The sequence below is a fragment of the Massilia sp. TSP1-1-2 genome (genome assembly GCF_049896185.1).
Lineage (GTDB): Bacteria > Pseudomonadota > Gammaproteobacteria > Burkholderiales > Burkholderiaceae_D > Telluria_A.
In genome coordinates this window covers 1-17,859 of sequence record NZ_JAFCTU010000040.1, presented here as the reverse complement: position 1 = coordinate 17,859, position 17,859 = coordinate 1, and the positions used below count along the sequence as shown (strand labels likewise).

General features: G+C 67.3%; 7 protein-coding genes. 2 read left to right on the top strand and 5 right to left on the bottom strand.

Annotated features, from left to right (window positions below; all coding sequences use genetic code 11):
- The first annotated feature begins 59 nt into the window (after window positions 1-59).
- Entirely contained in the window at window positions 60-5,546 is a 5,487-nt protein-coding gene (locus tag ACP7BV_RS23740) for an FkbM family methyltransferase (RefSeq protein WP_426107297.1), read from the top strand.
- A gap of 132 nt (window positions 5,547-5,678) precedes the next feature.
- Window positions 5,679-6,272 carry a hypothetical protein gene (locus tag ACP7BV_RS23735; RefSeq protein ID WP_426107296.1) on the top strand — a complete coding sequence of 198 codons (594 nt, stop codon included), beginning with the start codon at window positions 5,679-5,681 and terminating at the stop codon, window positions 6,270-6,272.
- A 178-nt stretch (window positions 6,273-6,450) separates the two neighbouring features.
- Here ACP7BV_RS23735 and ACP7BV_RS23730 read toward each other — a convergent pair whose 3' ends face one another.
- The 5 genes from ACP7BV_RS23730 to ACP7BV_RS23710 form a co-directional block, all read right to left on the bottom strand.
- Window positions 6,451-7,335, bottom strand: coding sequence for an efflux RND transporter periplasmic adaptor subunit (locus ACP7BV_RS23730; RefSeq protein WP_426107294.1), 885 nt, complete (start codon window positions 7,333-7,335; stop codon window positions 6,451-6,453).
- Entirely contained in the window at window positions 7,332-9,287 is a 1,956-nt protein-coding gene (locus tag ACP7BV_RS23725) for a hypothetical protein (RefSeq protein WP_426107292.1), read from the bottom strand. The genes ACP7BV_RS23730 and ACP7BV_RS23725 overlap by 4 nt, the downstream gene beginning before the upstream one ends.
- Window positions 9,280-11,490, bottom strand: coding sequence for a hypothetical protein (locus ACP7BV_RS23720; RefSeq protein WP_426107290.1), 2,211 nt, complete (start codon window positions 11,488-11,490; stop codon window positions 9,280-9,282). Before ACP7BV_RS23720 ends, ACP7BV_RS23725 begins: the two co-directional genes overlap by 8 nt.
- The gene (locus ACP7BV_RS23715; protein ID WP_426107289.1) at window positions 11,427-13,247 is read right to left on the bottom strand and encodes an efflux RND transporter periplasmic adaptor subunit; all 1,821 of its coding nucleotides are present in this window, start codon (window positions 13,245-13,247) and stop codon (window positions 11,427-11,429) included. The genes ACP7BV_RS23720 and ACP7BV_RS23715 overlap by 64 nt, the downstream gene beginning before the upstream one ends.
- A gap of 22 nt (window positions 13,248-13,269) precedes the next feature.
- Window positions 13,270-17,859 (bottom strand): beta strand repeat-containing protein (locus ACP7BV_RS23710; RefSeq protein ID WP_426107288.1); only part of this gene is annotated, 4,590 nt, incomplete at its 5' end.

The following is a 17,859-nucleotide window of genomic DNA, read 5'->3' as shown; positions in this document are numbered from 1 at the left end:
CGCGCCTTAAGGCACAAGCAGGCACAAGCAATTCCTGAATAAAGGTAGTCAAAAAAATAATGGATCAGCAACAGTTCGAGCAGCAGGATGACGTGCAATTGGCCAGCGATGCGGTGGCAATCATTGGCATGTCCGGGCGTTTTCCCGGCGCCGCCGACGTACGGCAATTCTGGGAAAATCTGCGGGAAGGCAAGGAGTCGGTGCGCTTTTTCAGCGACCAGGAACTGCTCGACGCCGGTGTCACGCCAGCCATGCTGCAGCATCCCGCCTATGTCAAAGCGGCCGCCATGCTCGACGGCGCTGAAGATTTCGCTGCCGCGTTTTTTGGTTTCTCGCCCAAGGAAGCCGAACTGACTGATCCACAGCATCGCATTTTTCTCGAGTGCGCGTGGGAAGCAATGGAGGACGCCGGCTACGTCGGCGAGCGCGTGCAAGCGCGGGTCGGCGTATTCGCCGGCGCGGGGCTCAACAGTTACATGATCGCCAACCTGATGCCCAACCACCGCTTGCTGGAATCGATGGGGACGCTGCAGCTTGTCATCGGCAACAAGACCGATTTCCTGCCGACCAAGGTGTCCTACAAGTTGAACCTGAACGGCCCGAGCGTGAACGTCAATACCGCCTGTTCGACTTCGCTGGTGGCGGTGCACATGGCGTGCCGCAGCTTGCTCAGCTATGAGTGCGACATGGTGCTGGCAGGCGGCGCCACCGTCGAATCGCCGCAAAAAAAGGGTTATCTGTACGAGCAAGGGGGCGTGATGTCGCCCGACGGTCACTGCCGCGCTTTCGATGCCCAGGCCCAGGGAACGGTGTGCGGCAGCGGCGCCGGCGTGGTGCTGCTCAAGCGCCTGGACGAAGCGCTGGCCGATGGCGACCATATCTATGCGGTGATCCGCGGCTCCGCGATCAATAACGACGGATCGAAAAAAATCGGGTACACCGCGCCAAGCGTCGACGGCCAGAAGGAAGTGATCGCGCTGGCGCTGGCGATGGCTGATGTGGCGCCCGACACGATCAGTTATGTGGAGGCGCACGGCACCGGCACCGCGCTTGGCGACCCGATCGAAGTGAGCGCCCTGACGCAGGCATTTCGCATGGGTACCGACCAGAGCGGCTATTGCGCGCTCGGCTCGGTCAAGTCGAATATCGGCCACCTGGATACGGCCGCCGGCATTGCCGGTTTGATCAAGACGGTCTTGTGCCTGCAGCACCGGGAGCTGGTACCCTCCTTGCATTATCAGCAGGCCAATAGCGCCATCGATTTCGGCAGCACGCCGTTTTACGTCAATACCGCCGCGCGCCCCTGGACCGCGCAACAGGCTGGCGCGCCACTGCGCGCCGGTGTCAGTTCGTTCGGCATTGGCGGCACCAACGCGCACGTGATCCTGGAGCAGGCTCCGGCCGCCCAAAAGAGCGCCAGCACCCGTGAGTGGCAATTGCTGCTGCTGTCGGCGCAGACCGACACGGCGCTGGACGCGGCAAACGAACGGCTGCAACAGCACTTGGAGCGCCACCCCGGCAGCGCGCTGGCCGATGTCGCCTATACGCTGCAAACCGGGCGCAAGGCCTTTGCCCACCGCAGCATGGTCTTGTGCACGGATACGGGCGACGCGCTGGCAGCGCTGCGCCAGCGCGATCAACGCGACCCAGGCCGCAGCCTGCGCATGCAGGCCGGCGACGGCGTGGCCGGGCCGGTGTTCATGTTCCCCGGAATCGGCGACCAGAGCGTCAACATGGCGGCCGGTCTGTACCGCGACGAGCCGGTGTTTCGCGCCACGGTCGACACCTGCGCCACGCTCCTGGAGCCGCTGCTGGGCGTGGACCTGCGCACGCTGCTGTTTGCCAGCGATGGCGCAGCGAGCGCCGCAGCGCCGGCCGCGCTCGACTTGCGCCGGCTGTTAAATCGCCATGCGGACGGGGCGGCGCCAGCGGCGAGCACCGGTCCCGCATGGATGCGCAAGACCAGCCTGGTCCACCCGGCACTGTTCATGATCGAATACGCGCTGGCCAGGACCTTCATCGAGCGCGGCGTGACGCCGGCAGCCATGATTGGCCATAGCCTGGGCGAATACGTGGCCGCCTGCGTGGCCGGCGTGATGTCGCTGGGCGACGCCTTGAACGTTGTCGCCAAGCGCGCCAGCCTGATTCAAGACTTGCCGGAAGGGCGCATGCTGGCGGTGGCCATGCCGGCGGCGGCCTTGGCGGCGCTGGTGGCCGACGGGGTCTCGATCGCCGCCATCAATGGGCCGGCGGCAACGGTGATTGCCGGGCCAGCCGCCTTGATCGGCTCCATCGAACAGCATCTGTTGAACCAGGGGATTGCCCACCTGCCGGTTCAATCGGCGCACGCCTTTCATTCCTCCATGATGACGCCGTTGCAGGCGCCGCTGCGCGCCTTGTTCGACTCGGTCACGCTCAAGGCGCCGCAGGTGCCGTACGTGTCAAACCTGAGCGGCACCTGGATTACCGCCGCCCAGGCCACCGACCCCGCCTATTGGGTCAGCCACACCTGCCAGACGGTGCGCTTTGCCGACGGCATTGCAACGCTGTGCCAGCAGGCGTCGGCCACCTTCATTGAGATGGGGCCGGGCCAGACCTTGTCCAGCTTCCTGCAGCAATACCCGGCAGTGCAAGCGCGCGACGACATCACGACGCTGCCGACCTTGCCCGGCCCGCATGAGGGCGCCTCGGATGCGCTGGTGCTCACCCGTACCCTGGGCACCCTGTGGTGTCTCGGCCACCAGGTCGACTGGGCCGCTTATCACCAGCATGAACCACGCTTGCGCGTGTCGTTGCCAAGCTATCCGTTCGAGCGCGAACGCTACTGGATCGATGCACTGACGCCATCGGCGCAGACCAGCGATGCCGCGCTGAGCGCTGCCGGTGTGCTGTACCAGCCGGTCTGGTCCAGTGCGCGCATTGGCGCCAGCACGGCGCGCGCCGGCCAGGCGCCATGGCTGGTTTTCCAGGATGGCGGACCGGTCGCCGAGGCATTGCGGCAGCGCCTGGCGCAGCGCGGCGCGGCGGCAATTCTGGTCGGGCGTGGCGAGCGTTTCGAGCGGCGCGCGGAGAACGCGTATCTGGTGCGACCAGGCAAGCTGGATGATTACGCCCTGCTGGCCGCCGCATTGAGCGACGGCGAAGCGCTGCCAAGCAATATCGTGCACCTGTGGGCGCTGGCGGACCAGGATCATGGCAGCGACACCTACGCCAGTCTGCTGTGCCTGGGCAAGACCTTCGGCAGTACGGAACAGCGCGCCGCTGCCGCCTTGCAGCTGGCAGTCGTGACGCGTGAGGTGCACACCGTGACCGGCGAAGAGCAAGGCGCGCCCGAGGCGGCCGCGCTGATGGGGCCGTGCCGCGTGCTGCCGCTGGAGTTTCCGAACATCCGCTGCTGCAATATTGACCTGGCAGGGACCGCTACGGCGCACGCCGAGACGATGATCGATGGCATCTTGCACGAATTTGACAGCGGCATGCAACAGGACGTCGCCGCGTATCGCGGCGTTTTGCGCTGGACGCGCGCGTTCCAGCCATTCACGCCAAACCCGGGCACGCCATGGACAGCGCCGTCGGCCCCGGTCTACCTGGTCGCTTGCTATCAAGCTGGTGACCTGTCGCACGCGCTGGCGGCCTGTCTGGCGCGTCAACGCGGCGTCACGCTGGTCTTGATGATCGACGCGGCGCTGCCGCCCCGTGCCCAATGGGAACACTGCCTGGCCACGCCGCTTGAACAGGGCGCACTATGCGACACCCTGCGTGGCGTGCTGGCGCTGGAAAGTCTGGGCGCACGTGTCGCGCTGATCGATAACGTGGGCCAGAGCGGCGACGAGATGGCGTACCGGCGCGTTGCCGCCGCGCACCCGCGCCTGAACGCCGTGCTGTACGCGAGCCCATCGTTTGGCTATGACTTGATCCAGTTGAAGGATCCGGTCATGGCAGGCGCCGTGACGGCGCAGATGCAGCGCGCGGCCAGCCTCGCGCGCGCGCTCGACCAACTCGCGCCCGATCTGGTCGCGTTCTTCACTTCCAACCTGGCGGCAGCGGGCGCTGTGGGGCAGCTCGATAGCTGCAGCGCCAATGCTTACCTGCACAATTGTGCCGACCGGGCCTTTGGCGCGCGCCGCAAACCGGTGCTGACGGTGGCGCTCGATGTGCTGGGCCTGCGCGCGGCCAATGAAGTCGCCGCCGGCTTGCCGCCAGCCATGGCCCATGCCATCGCGTCGGGACGGCAAAGCTATGCAATCGATGCGCAACAGCTGGACGCGGTTCTGGCGGACGTGTTCGCAGCCGGTGAAGCGCAGCTGGCCGTCAGTGCGAGCGCGCTGGGCGCTGTGTTTGATGCTCTGCGCGGCAATACCTTGCCGGCGTTGATGCATACGTTTAAGTTGAGCAGCGCGCCGCGCGCGGCCGGCACGCGGCCGCCGTATCGCGCGCCGGAGTCCGATATCGAACAGCAAGTTGTCGCCATCTGGGAAAACCTGCTGGGTGCGAGGCAGATCGGCCTGGATGACAATGTCTTCAATCTGGGGGGCAATTCGCTGCTTGCGGTGCAGTTCATCTCGCGCATCCGCGAGGTGTACGGGATCGACATGTCGCTCAAGATGCTGTTCCAGGCAAACCTGATCTGCGAGATCGCCAATGTGGTGGAAGGCATCCTCCTGCGCGAGATCGAGGCCATGTCCGACGAGGAAGTCGAGCGCATGCAGCGGGAGTACGGTGAGGAAGGCGAAAATGGGGGCGGTCGCACCAGCGTCGAGCCGAGCCTGTATGAATTGCCCAACAAGTTGAAGGTTCAGCATTTCAATAAAGTGGAAACCGACCACTTTTACCACGACATTTTCGACGCCAAGGTGTACTACAGCCACGGCATTACGCTGCCGGACGGAGCCGTCATTTTCGATGTGGGCGCCAACATTGGCTTGTTCTCGCTGTTTGCCCATCACCAGTGCAAGCAGCCGCAGATTTTCGCGTTTGAACCGGCGCCGCCGGTGTTCGAGTTGCTGCAGATGAATCTGCAGTCGTATGGGGTCAACGCCACCTTGTTCAACTGCGGCGTTTCCAATCATAGCGGCAAGCAGCAGCTGACCTTCTATCCGCACAGCACGGGCATGTCCTCGTTCCATGCGGACAAAGAGGAAGAAAAGGACGTGCTGCGCGCGATCGTGCAAAACCAGCTCAACGACGGCATGGCGGGGATGGAGCAGGTCATGCCGCACATGGAAGATATTCTGACCGAAAGGTTCCGGGAGACTCCGTATGAGTGCGAGCTGGTGACGCTGTCAAGCATCATCGACAAAGAGCGCGTGGAACACATCGACCTGGTCAAGATCGACGTGCAAAAGTGCGAGCTGGAGGTGCTCGAAGGCATTGAGGCGCGTCACTGGCAAGGTATTCGCCAGCTGGTCATCGAAGTCCACGATTTCGACGGACGGGTGGAGCTGGTGCGCTCTTTGCTGGAGCGGCACGGCTACCGCGTGCATGTCGAGCAGGAACTGCTGTATCGCACGTCCAGCATGTCGAACCTGTACGCGATTCGCCCATGATGTTGTATGCGTGACGTTGGTTCAAGCATAAAACGTGTTGCACGAGACGCTTGCCGGTACACTTGGCATGGGCGGCAAGCAGGTCGCGCGACACGTGGGAGAATCGTGGCAGGCTCCCCAAGCGAGGACAACATGGTTGCTGTACACAAAGCACTATGGCCGATTGTGGGCGTGATGTTGCTAGCGCTAAGCGCGCCAGCACGGGCGTCCAACTTCGTGTACCCAGACGCATCGCTGTGGCATGAGGTGGTGGTCAGCGACGAAGGCGACTACGCGATCGGGATCGTGTTCGCAGCCGGCAGCACCCGCCTCGAGCGGCAGCGTATCACTGCCATGCTTACCAGATTTCGCGATGAAGCGCCCGCCAGCGCGACCGGTGCGGGCGGCGTGCCAGCGTACTTCACCGTCGCGGTCAACCGCCTGCCATCGATGCAGCGCGTGCTCAACCTCATCGTGCCTCATCCCGTATCGACCAGCGTTCCGGGGGGCAGGGCAGTCCAGTTGGCAAAACTACATTTAGTTCCTGGGCGATATGAAGTATGGGTCACGACCGCCCAAAGCAGCCTTGAAATGAAATCGTTCAAACTGCAAAGCCACTTGGTCGTCGCCAAACTTGACAATGCAGCGGCGGGCGCCGCGCTGCAACTGCACAGCCCGTCGAAGCCTTGTTCGGCAGAAACCGATGAATTCAGGAAGAACGTGTGTCACCAGTTTCCCCGTCGCTAGCAGCTTGTCGGACTTAACGAGGCGAGCCGGAAATTCAGCTGGCCGAGGACAGATTTCGACAATTTTGAAGGTCAATAGTGGTTCTATTGACCAAAAAAGCGGTGAAATATGGACCGGTCAGGTGGATTTTTCGGCCGCCTCCATTAAGTCCGACAGGCTGCTAGCCTAGTATCGGCGATCATTTTTTGGCGACACGCGCCGCCACCGTGGCGGGCGGCGCCGCTACCGGCGGGGCCGGCTTGCGCGCCATCAGTGTCGGAAAATCGGCCTTGCATTTGACTCCTGCGGGAATCGCCCCGCCGGGATTGGCCAGCTCCATGCGCACCCCGAACGTGCCGCTGGCCGCGTCGATCACCCGGTCAACGACCTTGATGGTGGCGTTCAGGCGCTTGCCGGCGGGCTGCTCGGGCGTAACCGCCACCTGTTCGCCGGCCTTGACGGTGCCGTAGGCGGAACTGGGCATCAAGGCTTCGATGTGCAGCACATTGATCTCGGCAAGTTTCAGCAGGGGTTTGCGAATGTCGCGGTTGTCGGCCAGCTCGCCCGGATTGATCAAGCGTTCGACGACGATGCCGTCAATCGGGCTGCGAATCGTGCGCAGGCGCAGCTGTTCGCTGGCGCGCCGGTATTCCAGCGTGGCCAGTTTGCGCGCATCGGTCGCGTCGAGCAGCTCGGCCTGGGCCAGCCGGTGTTCGGCGGCTGACTCGTCGCGGTCCTGGACCGAGATGAAATTTTCCTTGACCAGCTTGTCGCGCCGGGTCGCCTTTTGCGCCAGAAAACCCAGCCGGCTCTCGCGCGACTGCACCGCGCCCTGCATCTGGGAGCGAAACTTGGCAATGTCGGCGCTGGCGCGTTCCAGGCCCGCATCGAGTTCGATCAGCACCTGGCCGGCGCGCACCGTGTCGCCGCGCTGCACCAGCACCCGGGTGACCAGGCCTTCGGTCGAGGGCCGCACTTCAATCGTCTGGCGCGCTTCGATCAGGCAGTCGACCGGGGCGGCGCTGGCCGCAACTGGCAGCGCGCACAGCAAGGCGGCCAGCGGAAAAAAATAGGGTGAATTCATGTCTTGGTTCCTGAAAAAGCCATTGTGCGCTCCATGGCGCTGTCGCGCTGAGCGGTATTGCGCCGTACGCCGGCATTTTGGCGTTCGGCCCTGTATTGTGCAAGCAGTTGCAGCAGTCGGCCCCAGCGCGGGTGCAGTTCGGCGTTGTCCGCAGCGGTGCGCGCCAGATGGCGCACCAGCAGCGGCGCGAAGCGGCAAAACAACTCGTCTTCGAGGCTGACGATCGCCTCGCACGACCCCGGGTCCCCCTGGCGCCCGGCGCGGCCGTACAACTGGCGGTCGATCCGGCGCGACTCGTGAAACTCCGACAAAATCACGTGCAGCCCGCCGGCGCTGCGCACTGGGGGCGCCAGGTCAATGTCGGTGCCGCGCCCGGCCATGTTGGTGGCCACCGTCACCCGTCCCGGCTGGCCGGCGTCGGCCACGATGGCCGCTTCGTGCTGGTCTTGCAGCGCGTTGAGCACCTGGTGCGCCTGTCCCAGGCTGGTCAACATCGCGCTCAATTCTTCGGACGCCTGCACCGAGCGGGTGCCGATCAACACCGCGCGACCGGCGCCCGCCAGTTCGGCGGCGCGCAGCGCAATCGCGCGCCAGCGCTGCTCCGATTGCGCCAGCAGGCGCACGCCCAAAAAGCGCCGGACGGCGGGGCGGTTGCGCGGGATGGCGACCATGCTGATGCCAAAGTCGGTCTTGATCTCGCGCGCCACTTCGCGCGCCGTGCCGCTCATGCCGGCGACCCGCAGGTAGCGCGAAAAAAATTGCGGATAGGTCTGGCGCGCGATGGTTTCGCGCGGCGCCGTCACCTCCAGGCCTTCCTTCAGTTCGATCATCTGGTGCAGGCCGCGCTCCCAGGTGCGGTCGGGCAAAATGCGGCCGGTGAATTCGTCGACGATCTGCACCTTGTCATCCAATACCACGTAGTTGGCGCCGCGCTTGAACGCGTGCAGCGCCGACAGGGCTTGCTCGACCCGTTCGTCGCGGATGCGGGCGATGTCCCAGTGCAGGTCGTCGGCGCTGAAGGACGCCGCCTGGGTGCTCAGGAAAAAACGCCCCTCGGCACTGAGCCGGAACTGGCGGCCCTGCTGCTGCGTGGTGAAGTGGCCGGGGCCGAGCGCACGCGCCAGCTTGAGCGCCAGGGCGGCGTCCTGCCGTTCGCGCAGCGCCTCGCGCTCGCGCGCGATGACCAGCGGCGTGCGCGCTTCGTCAACCAGGATGCCGTCGGCTTCGTCGACCAGCGCAAAATACAGGCCGCGCTGCTTGCGCTCGCCCGACTGCGGCGCGCACAGGCTGTCGCGCAGGTAGTCGAACACCAGGTCCTTGTTGACGCAGTAAGTGACGTCGGCCCGGTACGCCAGGCGCCGCGCCTGGTCGTCTTCGGCGTGGGTGACGACACCGACCGTAAAGCCAAACAGCGCAAACACGGGGCGCAGGTAGTCGGCGTCGCGGCGCGCCAGATAATCGTTGACGGTGACGACATGCACCGGCACCCCCGCCAACGCCAGCGTGAGCGCGGGCAGCAGGGCGGTCAGGGTCTTGCCTTCGCCGGTGGCCATTTCGATCATGCGCCCGCGCAGCAGGCCGTAGCCGCCCTGGTGCTGGACCGGGTAGGGCCGTTTGCCCAGCAGGCGCGCGCTCGCTTCGCCCGCCAGCGCAAAGGCGCGCGCGGCCAGCGCCTCGGTCACGCCGTCCCGGTGCAGCGCCACCTTGAGCGCGGCGGCGCGGCTGCCCAGTGCCGGCAAGTCCAATTCGCGCAGTTCTTCGGCGCCGGCCTGCACCTGCCTCGCAAAGCGCGCCAGGCAGCGCCGCTCGCGCCACTCGAGCGGCGCGGACCAGAGCGTGCCGGCGCCGGACAGCCAGCGGTCCAGCGCACCGATGCTTTGTGCGGCGCGTTCCGGGTACAGCCAGTCGGCGCCGGGTGTGGCGCCCCAGCGCGCCAGCGTGGCCCTAGACATGCAGCCTCGCGAGGAACAGCTGGCGCAAGCGCCGTCCCACCTGCGCGAACAGGGGCTCGGGCTTGAAGCGGAAGCGCACGTAGACGCGGGTGCCGATGCGCAGGTCAGGCGGCAGCTCGTCAAGTTGCAGGTCGACCTGGAACACCTTGGTCAGCGTGCGCAGCGCGTCCGGGTCGCGCGGGTCTTGCACCAGCGTGCCGCCGCCTTCCAGCGTGAGCGCCTTGCCGGGCAGGCGTTCATCGGCTTGCGGCACGGCGCGCACGATACGCGCGCCGTAGGCCTGCCCAATCCGGTCGGCCGGCATGACGTCGATCCGCACCAGCGCGCTGCGCACCAGGCCAATGTCGTCCTGGCCCACCACCGCGCGCACCGTGCGCTGCGTGGGCGCGACAATGTAGCCGAGCATGTCGCCGCGTTTGACGAAACTGCCGGGCAGGTCGTCGCTGCTGGCGCGCACGAACACGCCGGCCGAGGGCGCCAGCACCGCCAGCTGGGCCAGGCGCGCGTCCAGGTCGGCCAGCTTGGCTTGCTCGTGCTGCAGCGCTTCGTGGCTCTGGAAGGCGCGCGCGCGGTCGGTGCTCAGGTCGAGCACTGCCTGCACCTCCGCTTCGGCCACCTTGGCCAGCTGCTCGCTGTGGCGCGCCGCCAGTTCACGGTCGTGCAGCGTGGCGAGGACCTGGCCGGCATGCACCTGGCGCATCGATGCCACCGGCTGCGGCTGCACGAAGCCGCTGCCGGCGGCGCGCACTTCGGCGTCGGGACTGACCCACACCAGCGCTTCGCCCACCGCCGTATGCGGCAGCGGCACCAGGCTGCCGAACACGAGCAGCACCAACAGCGCCAGCGCGCTGACCGTCAGCGCGCGCGTGCGGCGGCGCGCCAGCGCGGGGCTGGCGAACAGGAAGCGCAGCATCTTGAAAGCGGGCAGCAGCACCATGCCGGCGATCGACCACAGCGCCAGCGCGGCGCCCACAAAGAAGTAGGCGTTGGCGATGATCAGGGCGATCGACAGCGCGAGCGCGGTGCGGTAGACGAATGCGGCCGGCGCGTAGAACAGGAACCAGCGCCGTTCGGCGCGGGTGGCGTCGGGCGCCTCGGCATCCTGGTCGCCAAAGGCGTGGCGCCGCGCGAGGTATGCCCAGTACGTATTGGCGCGCTGCGCCAGGTTCGGTATTTCAATCAGGTCGCACAGGATGTAATAGCCATCGTAGCGCAACAGCGGATTGGCATTGAACGCCAGCGTCGAGATCCCGGCCACCATGATCACGTTAAAGGCGATGGTGCGCACCAGGCCAGGTTCGGCGGCCAGCCAGACATACAGCGCGAGGGACGCGATCAGCAGTTCAGTGAGCATGCCGGCGGCGGCGACGAAGGCGCGGTACCATTTGGAGCGAAACGCGGTCGATGCCGAGGCGTCGACATACGGCGCCGGCGCGAACACCAGCAGCATTACGCCCGCTTCATGCACTTCGCCGCCGCGCGCCTTGACGGCGTAGCCATGGGCCAGTTCGTGCAGCAGTTTGACGGCCGGGAACACCAGCAGCAGGGCCAGCAGGTTGCTTGACGAGAGCAGCTGGTCCGACAGGTTGCCGGTCAGCGCTTCCCAGTGCTGCAGCGCCAGGAGCAGCGCCGGCACCACCGCCAGCAGCCACAGCGCCGCGCCCCAGCGCGAAAACAAGGGCCGCAGCGCTCCGATGGTGGCGCTCAGGAAGCGGTCCGGATCCCACAGCGCGATCCGGATTGCCATCGGGTTGAGCAGCCCGGCAATCCAGGCCGGCCGGCGCTGGGCTTTGCCGCGTTCGAGCAATTCGCCGCTTTCCGGGCGCGCTTCGCTGAGCAAGAGGTCGGCGCCATGCAGCTGCGAGAGCAGGCCGATCACCTCGTCCTGGGACGGGGCGGCGTCGCCCAGTTCGGCCAGCGCGCGCTGCCAGGCGGCGTCCACCCGGCAGCTGCCGTCAAGCTGCGAGGCGACCCACCATGCGCTGGGCGAAAAGCGGTGCGCCCGGTTGGTCAGCGGATCGTGCACGATGTACCAGGACTTGCCGCGAAAGCGCTGGCGGCTCACGCGCGCATGGTCGCGCAGGCGCGGGCGCAGCGCCGCCACCCGGTACCAGCCGTCGGACAGGAACGGGGCCGCCATCAGGGTCCCCACTTCCATGCCTGCAGCACCAGATAGTGCCAGGCCGCGTGGGTCCAGATCCACAGCATGCTGCGTTGGCCGGCGTCGATCTTGCCCACGCCCTGCATGCCGGGCCGCAGCGCCAGGCCGGCCTGGTCAAGTTTGGCTTCGACCCGGAACACATTGCGCCGGTCGGCCGCTTCGGGCGCAGCGATGTTGGTCACCACGAAGCTGAGCTTTTCGCCCGGCATGCCCGACAGCAGCAGCTGGCCGCGCTGGCCCACGCCAACGGCGCGCACGTCGCGCTCGTCGACCTTGATCACCACCCGGTAGGCCGCCAGCGGCGCCAGTTCGAACAGCACCTTGCCCTGGGCGATCGCCGCGCCGATATGCTGCGACAGGTCGCCCGAGACCACGTAGGCGTCGAACGGGGCCTTGAGCGCGGCTTGCTCGAGCCGGTCTTCGGCCAGCAGGCGCTGGGCCTGGGCCTGCTGCATCTGGGCCAGCGCCATGGCGCCGGCCGGCCGGTCGTGACGCGCCAGGGCGTCGCGGTAGCGGCTGCCGTGCTGGGCTTCCTCGGCCTGCCAGCGCTGCAGGTCGAGCCGGATCTGGCGCGTGTCCAGTTCGGCCAGTACGTCACCCTTGCGCACCGTCAGCCCGGCCTTCACCGCCGCACTGCCGATAAAGCCGTCGAAGGGCGCGGCCACCATGCGCTGCTGTTCGCCCTCGATGGCGGCGTCGGCGCTGATGCGCCAGGTGGTGTCGACCAAAGTCAGCGCCAGCACGGCGGCGAGCAGCAGCGCGGCGCCAACGCGCAGGGCCGGGCGGCGCGGGTCGCGCAGGCGCGTTGCCGCCGCATGCCAGGCGGCGCGCGTGCGCTGGCCCACCCAGCGGTGCGCCTGTTCCTTCGCTTCGAGCACCGGGCCGGCAATGCGGCCCATCTGCTCCATGGTGTCCACTTCGGCCGGCGTAAAGCCGCGTCCCGGCGCGCGCTCGAACAGCAGCACGCCGGCGCCCAGGCCAGCGCCGCCGGCCAGCAGCACGCTGCATACCGACATGCCGGCGGCGCTGGCGCGGTGCGCAATGGCCAGCACCGACTGCATGCCCGGCTGCGGCGGCAGCACCACGCTGCGGCGCTGGTCGTAGGCTTCATCCATGGCGTGTTCGAGCGCCCCGGCGGCCTGGCTCTTGCGGTCGAACCAGGCCGAGTGCGACAGCGCCTGCAGTTCGATGCGCCCGTCGCGCGCCATGCCCAGCGCCACCCGGCTGCAATCCATCTGCGCGGCCAGCCAGTTGACGGTGTCGAGCGCGGCGTGGGGGAACTGCTCCGGGCGGCACACCACCTGCAGCAGTTCGGCCTGGCCGCGCCAGCGCGCATCGGCAGGGTGTTGCTGCGGTTCGGCGTTGCCCAGCAAGACCTGGTTCAGGTAGCGCGCGGCCGCATCGACCGCGGCGATGGCGTCGGCTGCGCCCATGGCCGCGCCAGTCACCTCCAGGGCCAGCACGCCGGCCAGCTGGCTGCCGGCCAGCAGCGGCCAGGCCACCGCCACGGCGCCGCCGGCGTCGTGCAGCTCCATCGCGCGCGAGGCCAGGCTGCGCTCGGCCAGCGCGAGCAGGTGCATGGCGCCGCCCTGGCGCGGCCAGGACGCGGCCAGCACATAGGCGCCGGGCGCATTCTCGGCGCGCACCACGATGGCGGCCAGGGTGCCGTCAATCGCGCTGCAGGTCTGCTCCAGCCAGGCCGGCAGCAGCAGCGCCAGCCGGTCCGCCGGCGGCGGCGCGTGCCGGCCCGGGCCGGCGGCGTGCTCAGGGTCGCGCGGCAAGGCAGCGTTCATCGACATCGCTCACTCCTTGGCTGGCCGCTCATGCGACTGACACCCGGTACACGGCGCCTTTGGTGGACGAAACGTACAGCATGCCGTCAGCGCCAAAGGCCAGGCCGCTGATTTCGCCATCGCGCACGCCCTGCGCCGTGGCGTCGATGCGCCGCAACTCATTGCCGTTGCGGTCGATCTTGACCAGGATGGCGCCGCCGTTGACGCTGCCGATCCAGAACGAACCATCGGCGTCGCGCGCAATGCCGGCCCAGCTTTGCACATTGAGCGGCAGCGCCACCCGGGCGATCTCGGCCCCGTTGAGCGGATTGATCTCGACCATCTGGTTGTACTGCTGCGAGAGCAGGAACAGGTGGCCGCTGGTCTGGTCGTACAGGCCGGCGGTATTGTAGTAGCTGCCCGGCAGGATTAGCGACTTGATCAGCGCGCCGGTGGCCGGGTTGATGGCGACCACGTTGTTGGCACCGTTGTACGGATAGCCGGCAAACAGCAGCAGGCTGCCGGCCGCCACGCTGGTGCCGCCCAGGTTCAAGCCCGCCGGCGCGATCTGCAGCCCGACGTAGTTGGCCGTGTACTGGTTGCCAAAGGCGGGGGTGAGGGCAATGCTCTGCAGCACCAGCCCGCTGGCCGGGTCGATCCGCAACAGCTGGCCCGGGTTGCCCGTGTCGATGGTCCACATGGCGCCGCTGGCGGTGTCGATCGCCACGTCGCCCAGCGCGCCGATGGCCGCGCTGGCGCTGCCGGGACGCACCGACGCCAGGTTCAGGCTGGCCGAGGTGCCGCCGGCGGTGGTCACGCTGGCCGCGCCCATGCCGTGGTGGGGCAGCAGGGCGGTGCTGAAGCTGGCCTGGCCATTCCAGACGTAGCGCCCCTGCGCCGCATCATAGTAGTAGCTCACGTCCACGCCCGCATTGATGGCCGTGTCGTTGACCGACAGCGACGGGAAGTCGTAGCGGGTGGCCCCTTCGACAAAGCCGCTGCCCAGCAGGGTGCCGCCTTCGTCAAAGCGCAGCACGGTGGGAACGATCTGCAGCAGCGGCTGGGCGGTCGCGCCGAACATCTGCAGCGTGAACGCGCCGTTCGCTTCCACCGGCACTTGCAGCGTGGCCGAGCTGCCGTCGGCCGCGGCCGAGACGGGACTGATGCGCAGCATCGACAGCACGCCGTCGTAACTGATGTAGCGCAGCAAAACGTCGCTGTCGGTGCTCAGCTTGGCGCCGGTCAGCGTGATCAGCTGGCCCGCATTGGCCGAAGCCTCGCCTGAGTTGGCCGGCGTGCCGCTGGCGGCGGTGGCCGTCACGCCCGTCATGCCGGCGCTGAACGCGGTGCTCACGCCGCCGGCGGTGCGCACGCTGATCGGCCCGAAGGCGCCGTTCGTCAGCGGCACCGTGAGCGTCACGCTGCCGTTGACATACTGGGCCAGCTGCGCGTTATATTCGGCGTTGACGTCTGGCCCGATGGCGGGGCCCGCATCGACGATCACGGTGCTGCCGAAGCGATATTCGCTCAACGCCCCTTCCACCAGGCCGCTGCCGTACAGGATCACCACGGCCGAGCTGCCATCGGCGGACACCGATTGCACCTGCACGCCCGTCATGACGGGCACGATCTGCAGGTCCACCCCGGCACCGTTGACGTCGCCTGCCAGGCGCACGGCGCCGCTGATGGCGTTGGCGGGCACCTGGACTTGCGCCTGGGTGCCGGCGCCATTCACCGAACTCGGACGCACCACCAGTTCGGCGCGCGCGCCGCTGCTGTCGACCGTCAGGAAGATGACGTCGGTGCTCATGTCGAGACCGGCGCCGTCGATCCGGATCACCTGGCCGACAACGGCCGAGGCATGCGCCGGATCGGCCGGCGCGCCGCTGGCGGCGGTGGCCGTGATGCCGGTCAAGCTCAGGCCAAAGGCGGCGCTGGTGCCGCCCACGGTGGCCACCCGGATCGGGCCGTTCGCCACGCCATCGGGCACGGTCAGGTTGATGACGCGCCCGCTGTTGCCAACGTCCAGCCCGTAGCTGCGGCCGGCGTCGTCCAGGCGCTGGGCGCCGAACAGGACGGCCGCATTGCCTTCCGCAAAGCCGGTTCCGGTCAGTTGCAGCGGTCCGCCATGATACGAGTAGCCGTTGTAGGCCGTCACGTCTTGCAGCGTGGGCACGATCTGCAACAGCATGCCGGTGCTGTCGCTGGCCAGGCGCACCGCGCCTGTGGTCGCGCCCAGCGGCACGATCACGGTCAGGCTGGTGCGGTCCGCTGCCACGCTGGTCGGGGTGACGGCGCTGTCGTACAACTGCCCGTTATCGTCGAGCATGGTAAACACCACTTGCTCGCCCGGCAAGATGGCGCTGGCCTGGAGCGTGATCAGCTGCCCCGTATTGGCCGACGGCAGCGCTGCCTGCGCCGCCGTTCCGCTGGCGGCGGTCGCGCTGATGGCGCTGATGCGGCTGTCGCCGGCAGCGCTGCGCTGCAGGTTCAAGCTGTAATTGCCCGCATACGTGCCGTTGTTGCCGGAACCGGCCACGGCCGGGTTGTAGGCATTGTTGTAGTACGCACTCACGCCAATGTAATAGGCACCTGCGCCGGTGGCGCTGGCAGTGAACGGTGTAGTCTCGCCCGGACTGCGGTAACCGCCCGCGACCTGCTTGCCACTGGCGTCGAACAGGCGCAGGTGGGAGTAGTAATTGTCGGAGAGGAAGGCCGTGATCTGTTCGCCGGCCGCCAGGTCGACCCGGTACAGGTCGATATCGAAGCCGTCGCCGATGGCGGCCTTGATCTTGATGCCCTGGTTCAGGCCCAAGTTCACTTGCAGCGCCGCCGTCATGATGGCGCCGGCGTCGGCCACGCTCAGGTCGGCCTGCTGGGTGATCGCGACCGCGCCCGTGTGCAGCGTGGCGCGCCCGCCGGCGGTGCGCACGGTGATCACACCGGCGCCGGTGCCGGCTGGCACCGTTACGCGGATCAATTGCTGGTCGCGGTAAGTGCCGTTCTGGCCTTCATTAATCGTGCGCACGTCGATGATGGTGGCCGCCTGGCCGTCGATTTCGACAGTCAGGTTGTTGCGCGTCAGGCCACTGCCTTCGATGGTCAAGACATTGCCCTGCGCTACCACGCCGGCCATGGCGCGCAGCGTCGGCACGATCTGCAGAGGCAGCGATACACCGCTGCCCAGCACGGACACCGCGCCGCTGGTGGCCAGCGCGGGCACGCGGATCGTGAGCGACTTGCCGTCGGCGGACGCGCTGCCGGTGCGGGTGACGGTGCCGACCACGCCGGCGTCGTCCACTGCCGTAAAGCGCACCAGCGTGGCGTTGGTGAAGCCCTGACCCGACAGGGTAATGGATTGGCCGGTGCTGGCCGCCGGCGCCGCCGGGTCGGCCGGCATGCCGCTCACCGCAAGCGTGGCGATGGCGTCGAACTGGCTGGCCAGGATGTTCGCGTTCGGCAAGGCGGCAAGTTCGGCGTAGCCGCCTTCGGTGGTAATCCGGATCGGGCCGTCCAGCGTGCGCGGCGCCACCAGGCTGACGCTGTCGTTGCGCGCGCCGGTCACGTCAAATGGCGAACCGGTGGTGTAGGCGTCGGCCAGCACCACGCCGCCCACGGTGACGCTGGACGCGCCTTCCATGAAGCCCGAGCCCTGCAGGTAGAACATGTCGTCCTGGCCGGGGCGCCCGGTTATGCCGGTCAAGGTCGGCACGATCTGCAGGCGGATTCCGGGCGTGGCGTTGATGGTTTGCGGGGCGTCCAGGCGGTTGCTGATGGTCTTGCTCAGCACAGTGACGCCGTCCACGGACACGCTCAGCTGGTCGGGATTGCCCAGGCTGCCGTCCCATGAATCGAGCGCATACAGGTCAAAACTCATGGTGTAAGTCTGGCCGGCGGTCAAGCCGCTCAGGTTCAGCGTCTGGCTGGTATTGTTGAAGCGCCCCGAGAAGGCCGACAGCGCCTGCGCGCTGCTGCGGTTGACCGCTGGATTACTCCAGTTGGCCTTGGCGGCGCCCTCGAAGTTGTCGGCGAAGACCACGCTCGCGCCTTGCTTGACGAGCACATTGTCCAGGCCCCAGCTTTCGTCGTCCAGCCCTTCCAGGCCGCCGTCGGCAAAGCGGATGGCCGCCGTTGCGCCACTGGCGACAAAGGTCATGCTCTGGCCGCGGTGCACGCCGTCGGCGTAGCCGGCAAAGCCGATGTCGCGCGTGCCGGTGTTGGACACGCGTACGTCACCCGTGGTGGCCAGGTCGGGCACGATCACTTGCAAGCGCGTGCCGGTGCTGTTGACCAGTTGCGGACGCACTGCGACCACCGAGGTGACGCCGGCGTTGTTGCGCACGTTGAACAGCACTTGGGTGCCGGCGCCGAAGTTGGTGCCGGTCAGTTCGATCACCTGGCCGACGTTGGCGTTCGCTTGCGCCCCGTTGGCGGCGGTGCCCAGCAGGGCGGCGCCATTAAGTGCGCTCAAGGTTGGCGCCTTGACCGAGAAGTCGTCATTGAGCGCGACCTTGTGCAGCAAGCCATAGGTGCTCGACAACCACAGCGCGCCATCGGCATCAAAGGCCAGGCCGCTGATGTCGTTGACGTCCATGCCCTGGCTGCCCAGGTCGACGCGGCGCAGTTCGGCGCCGGTACG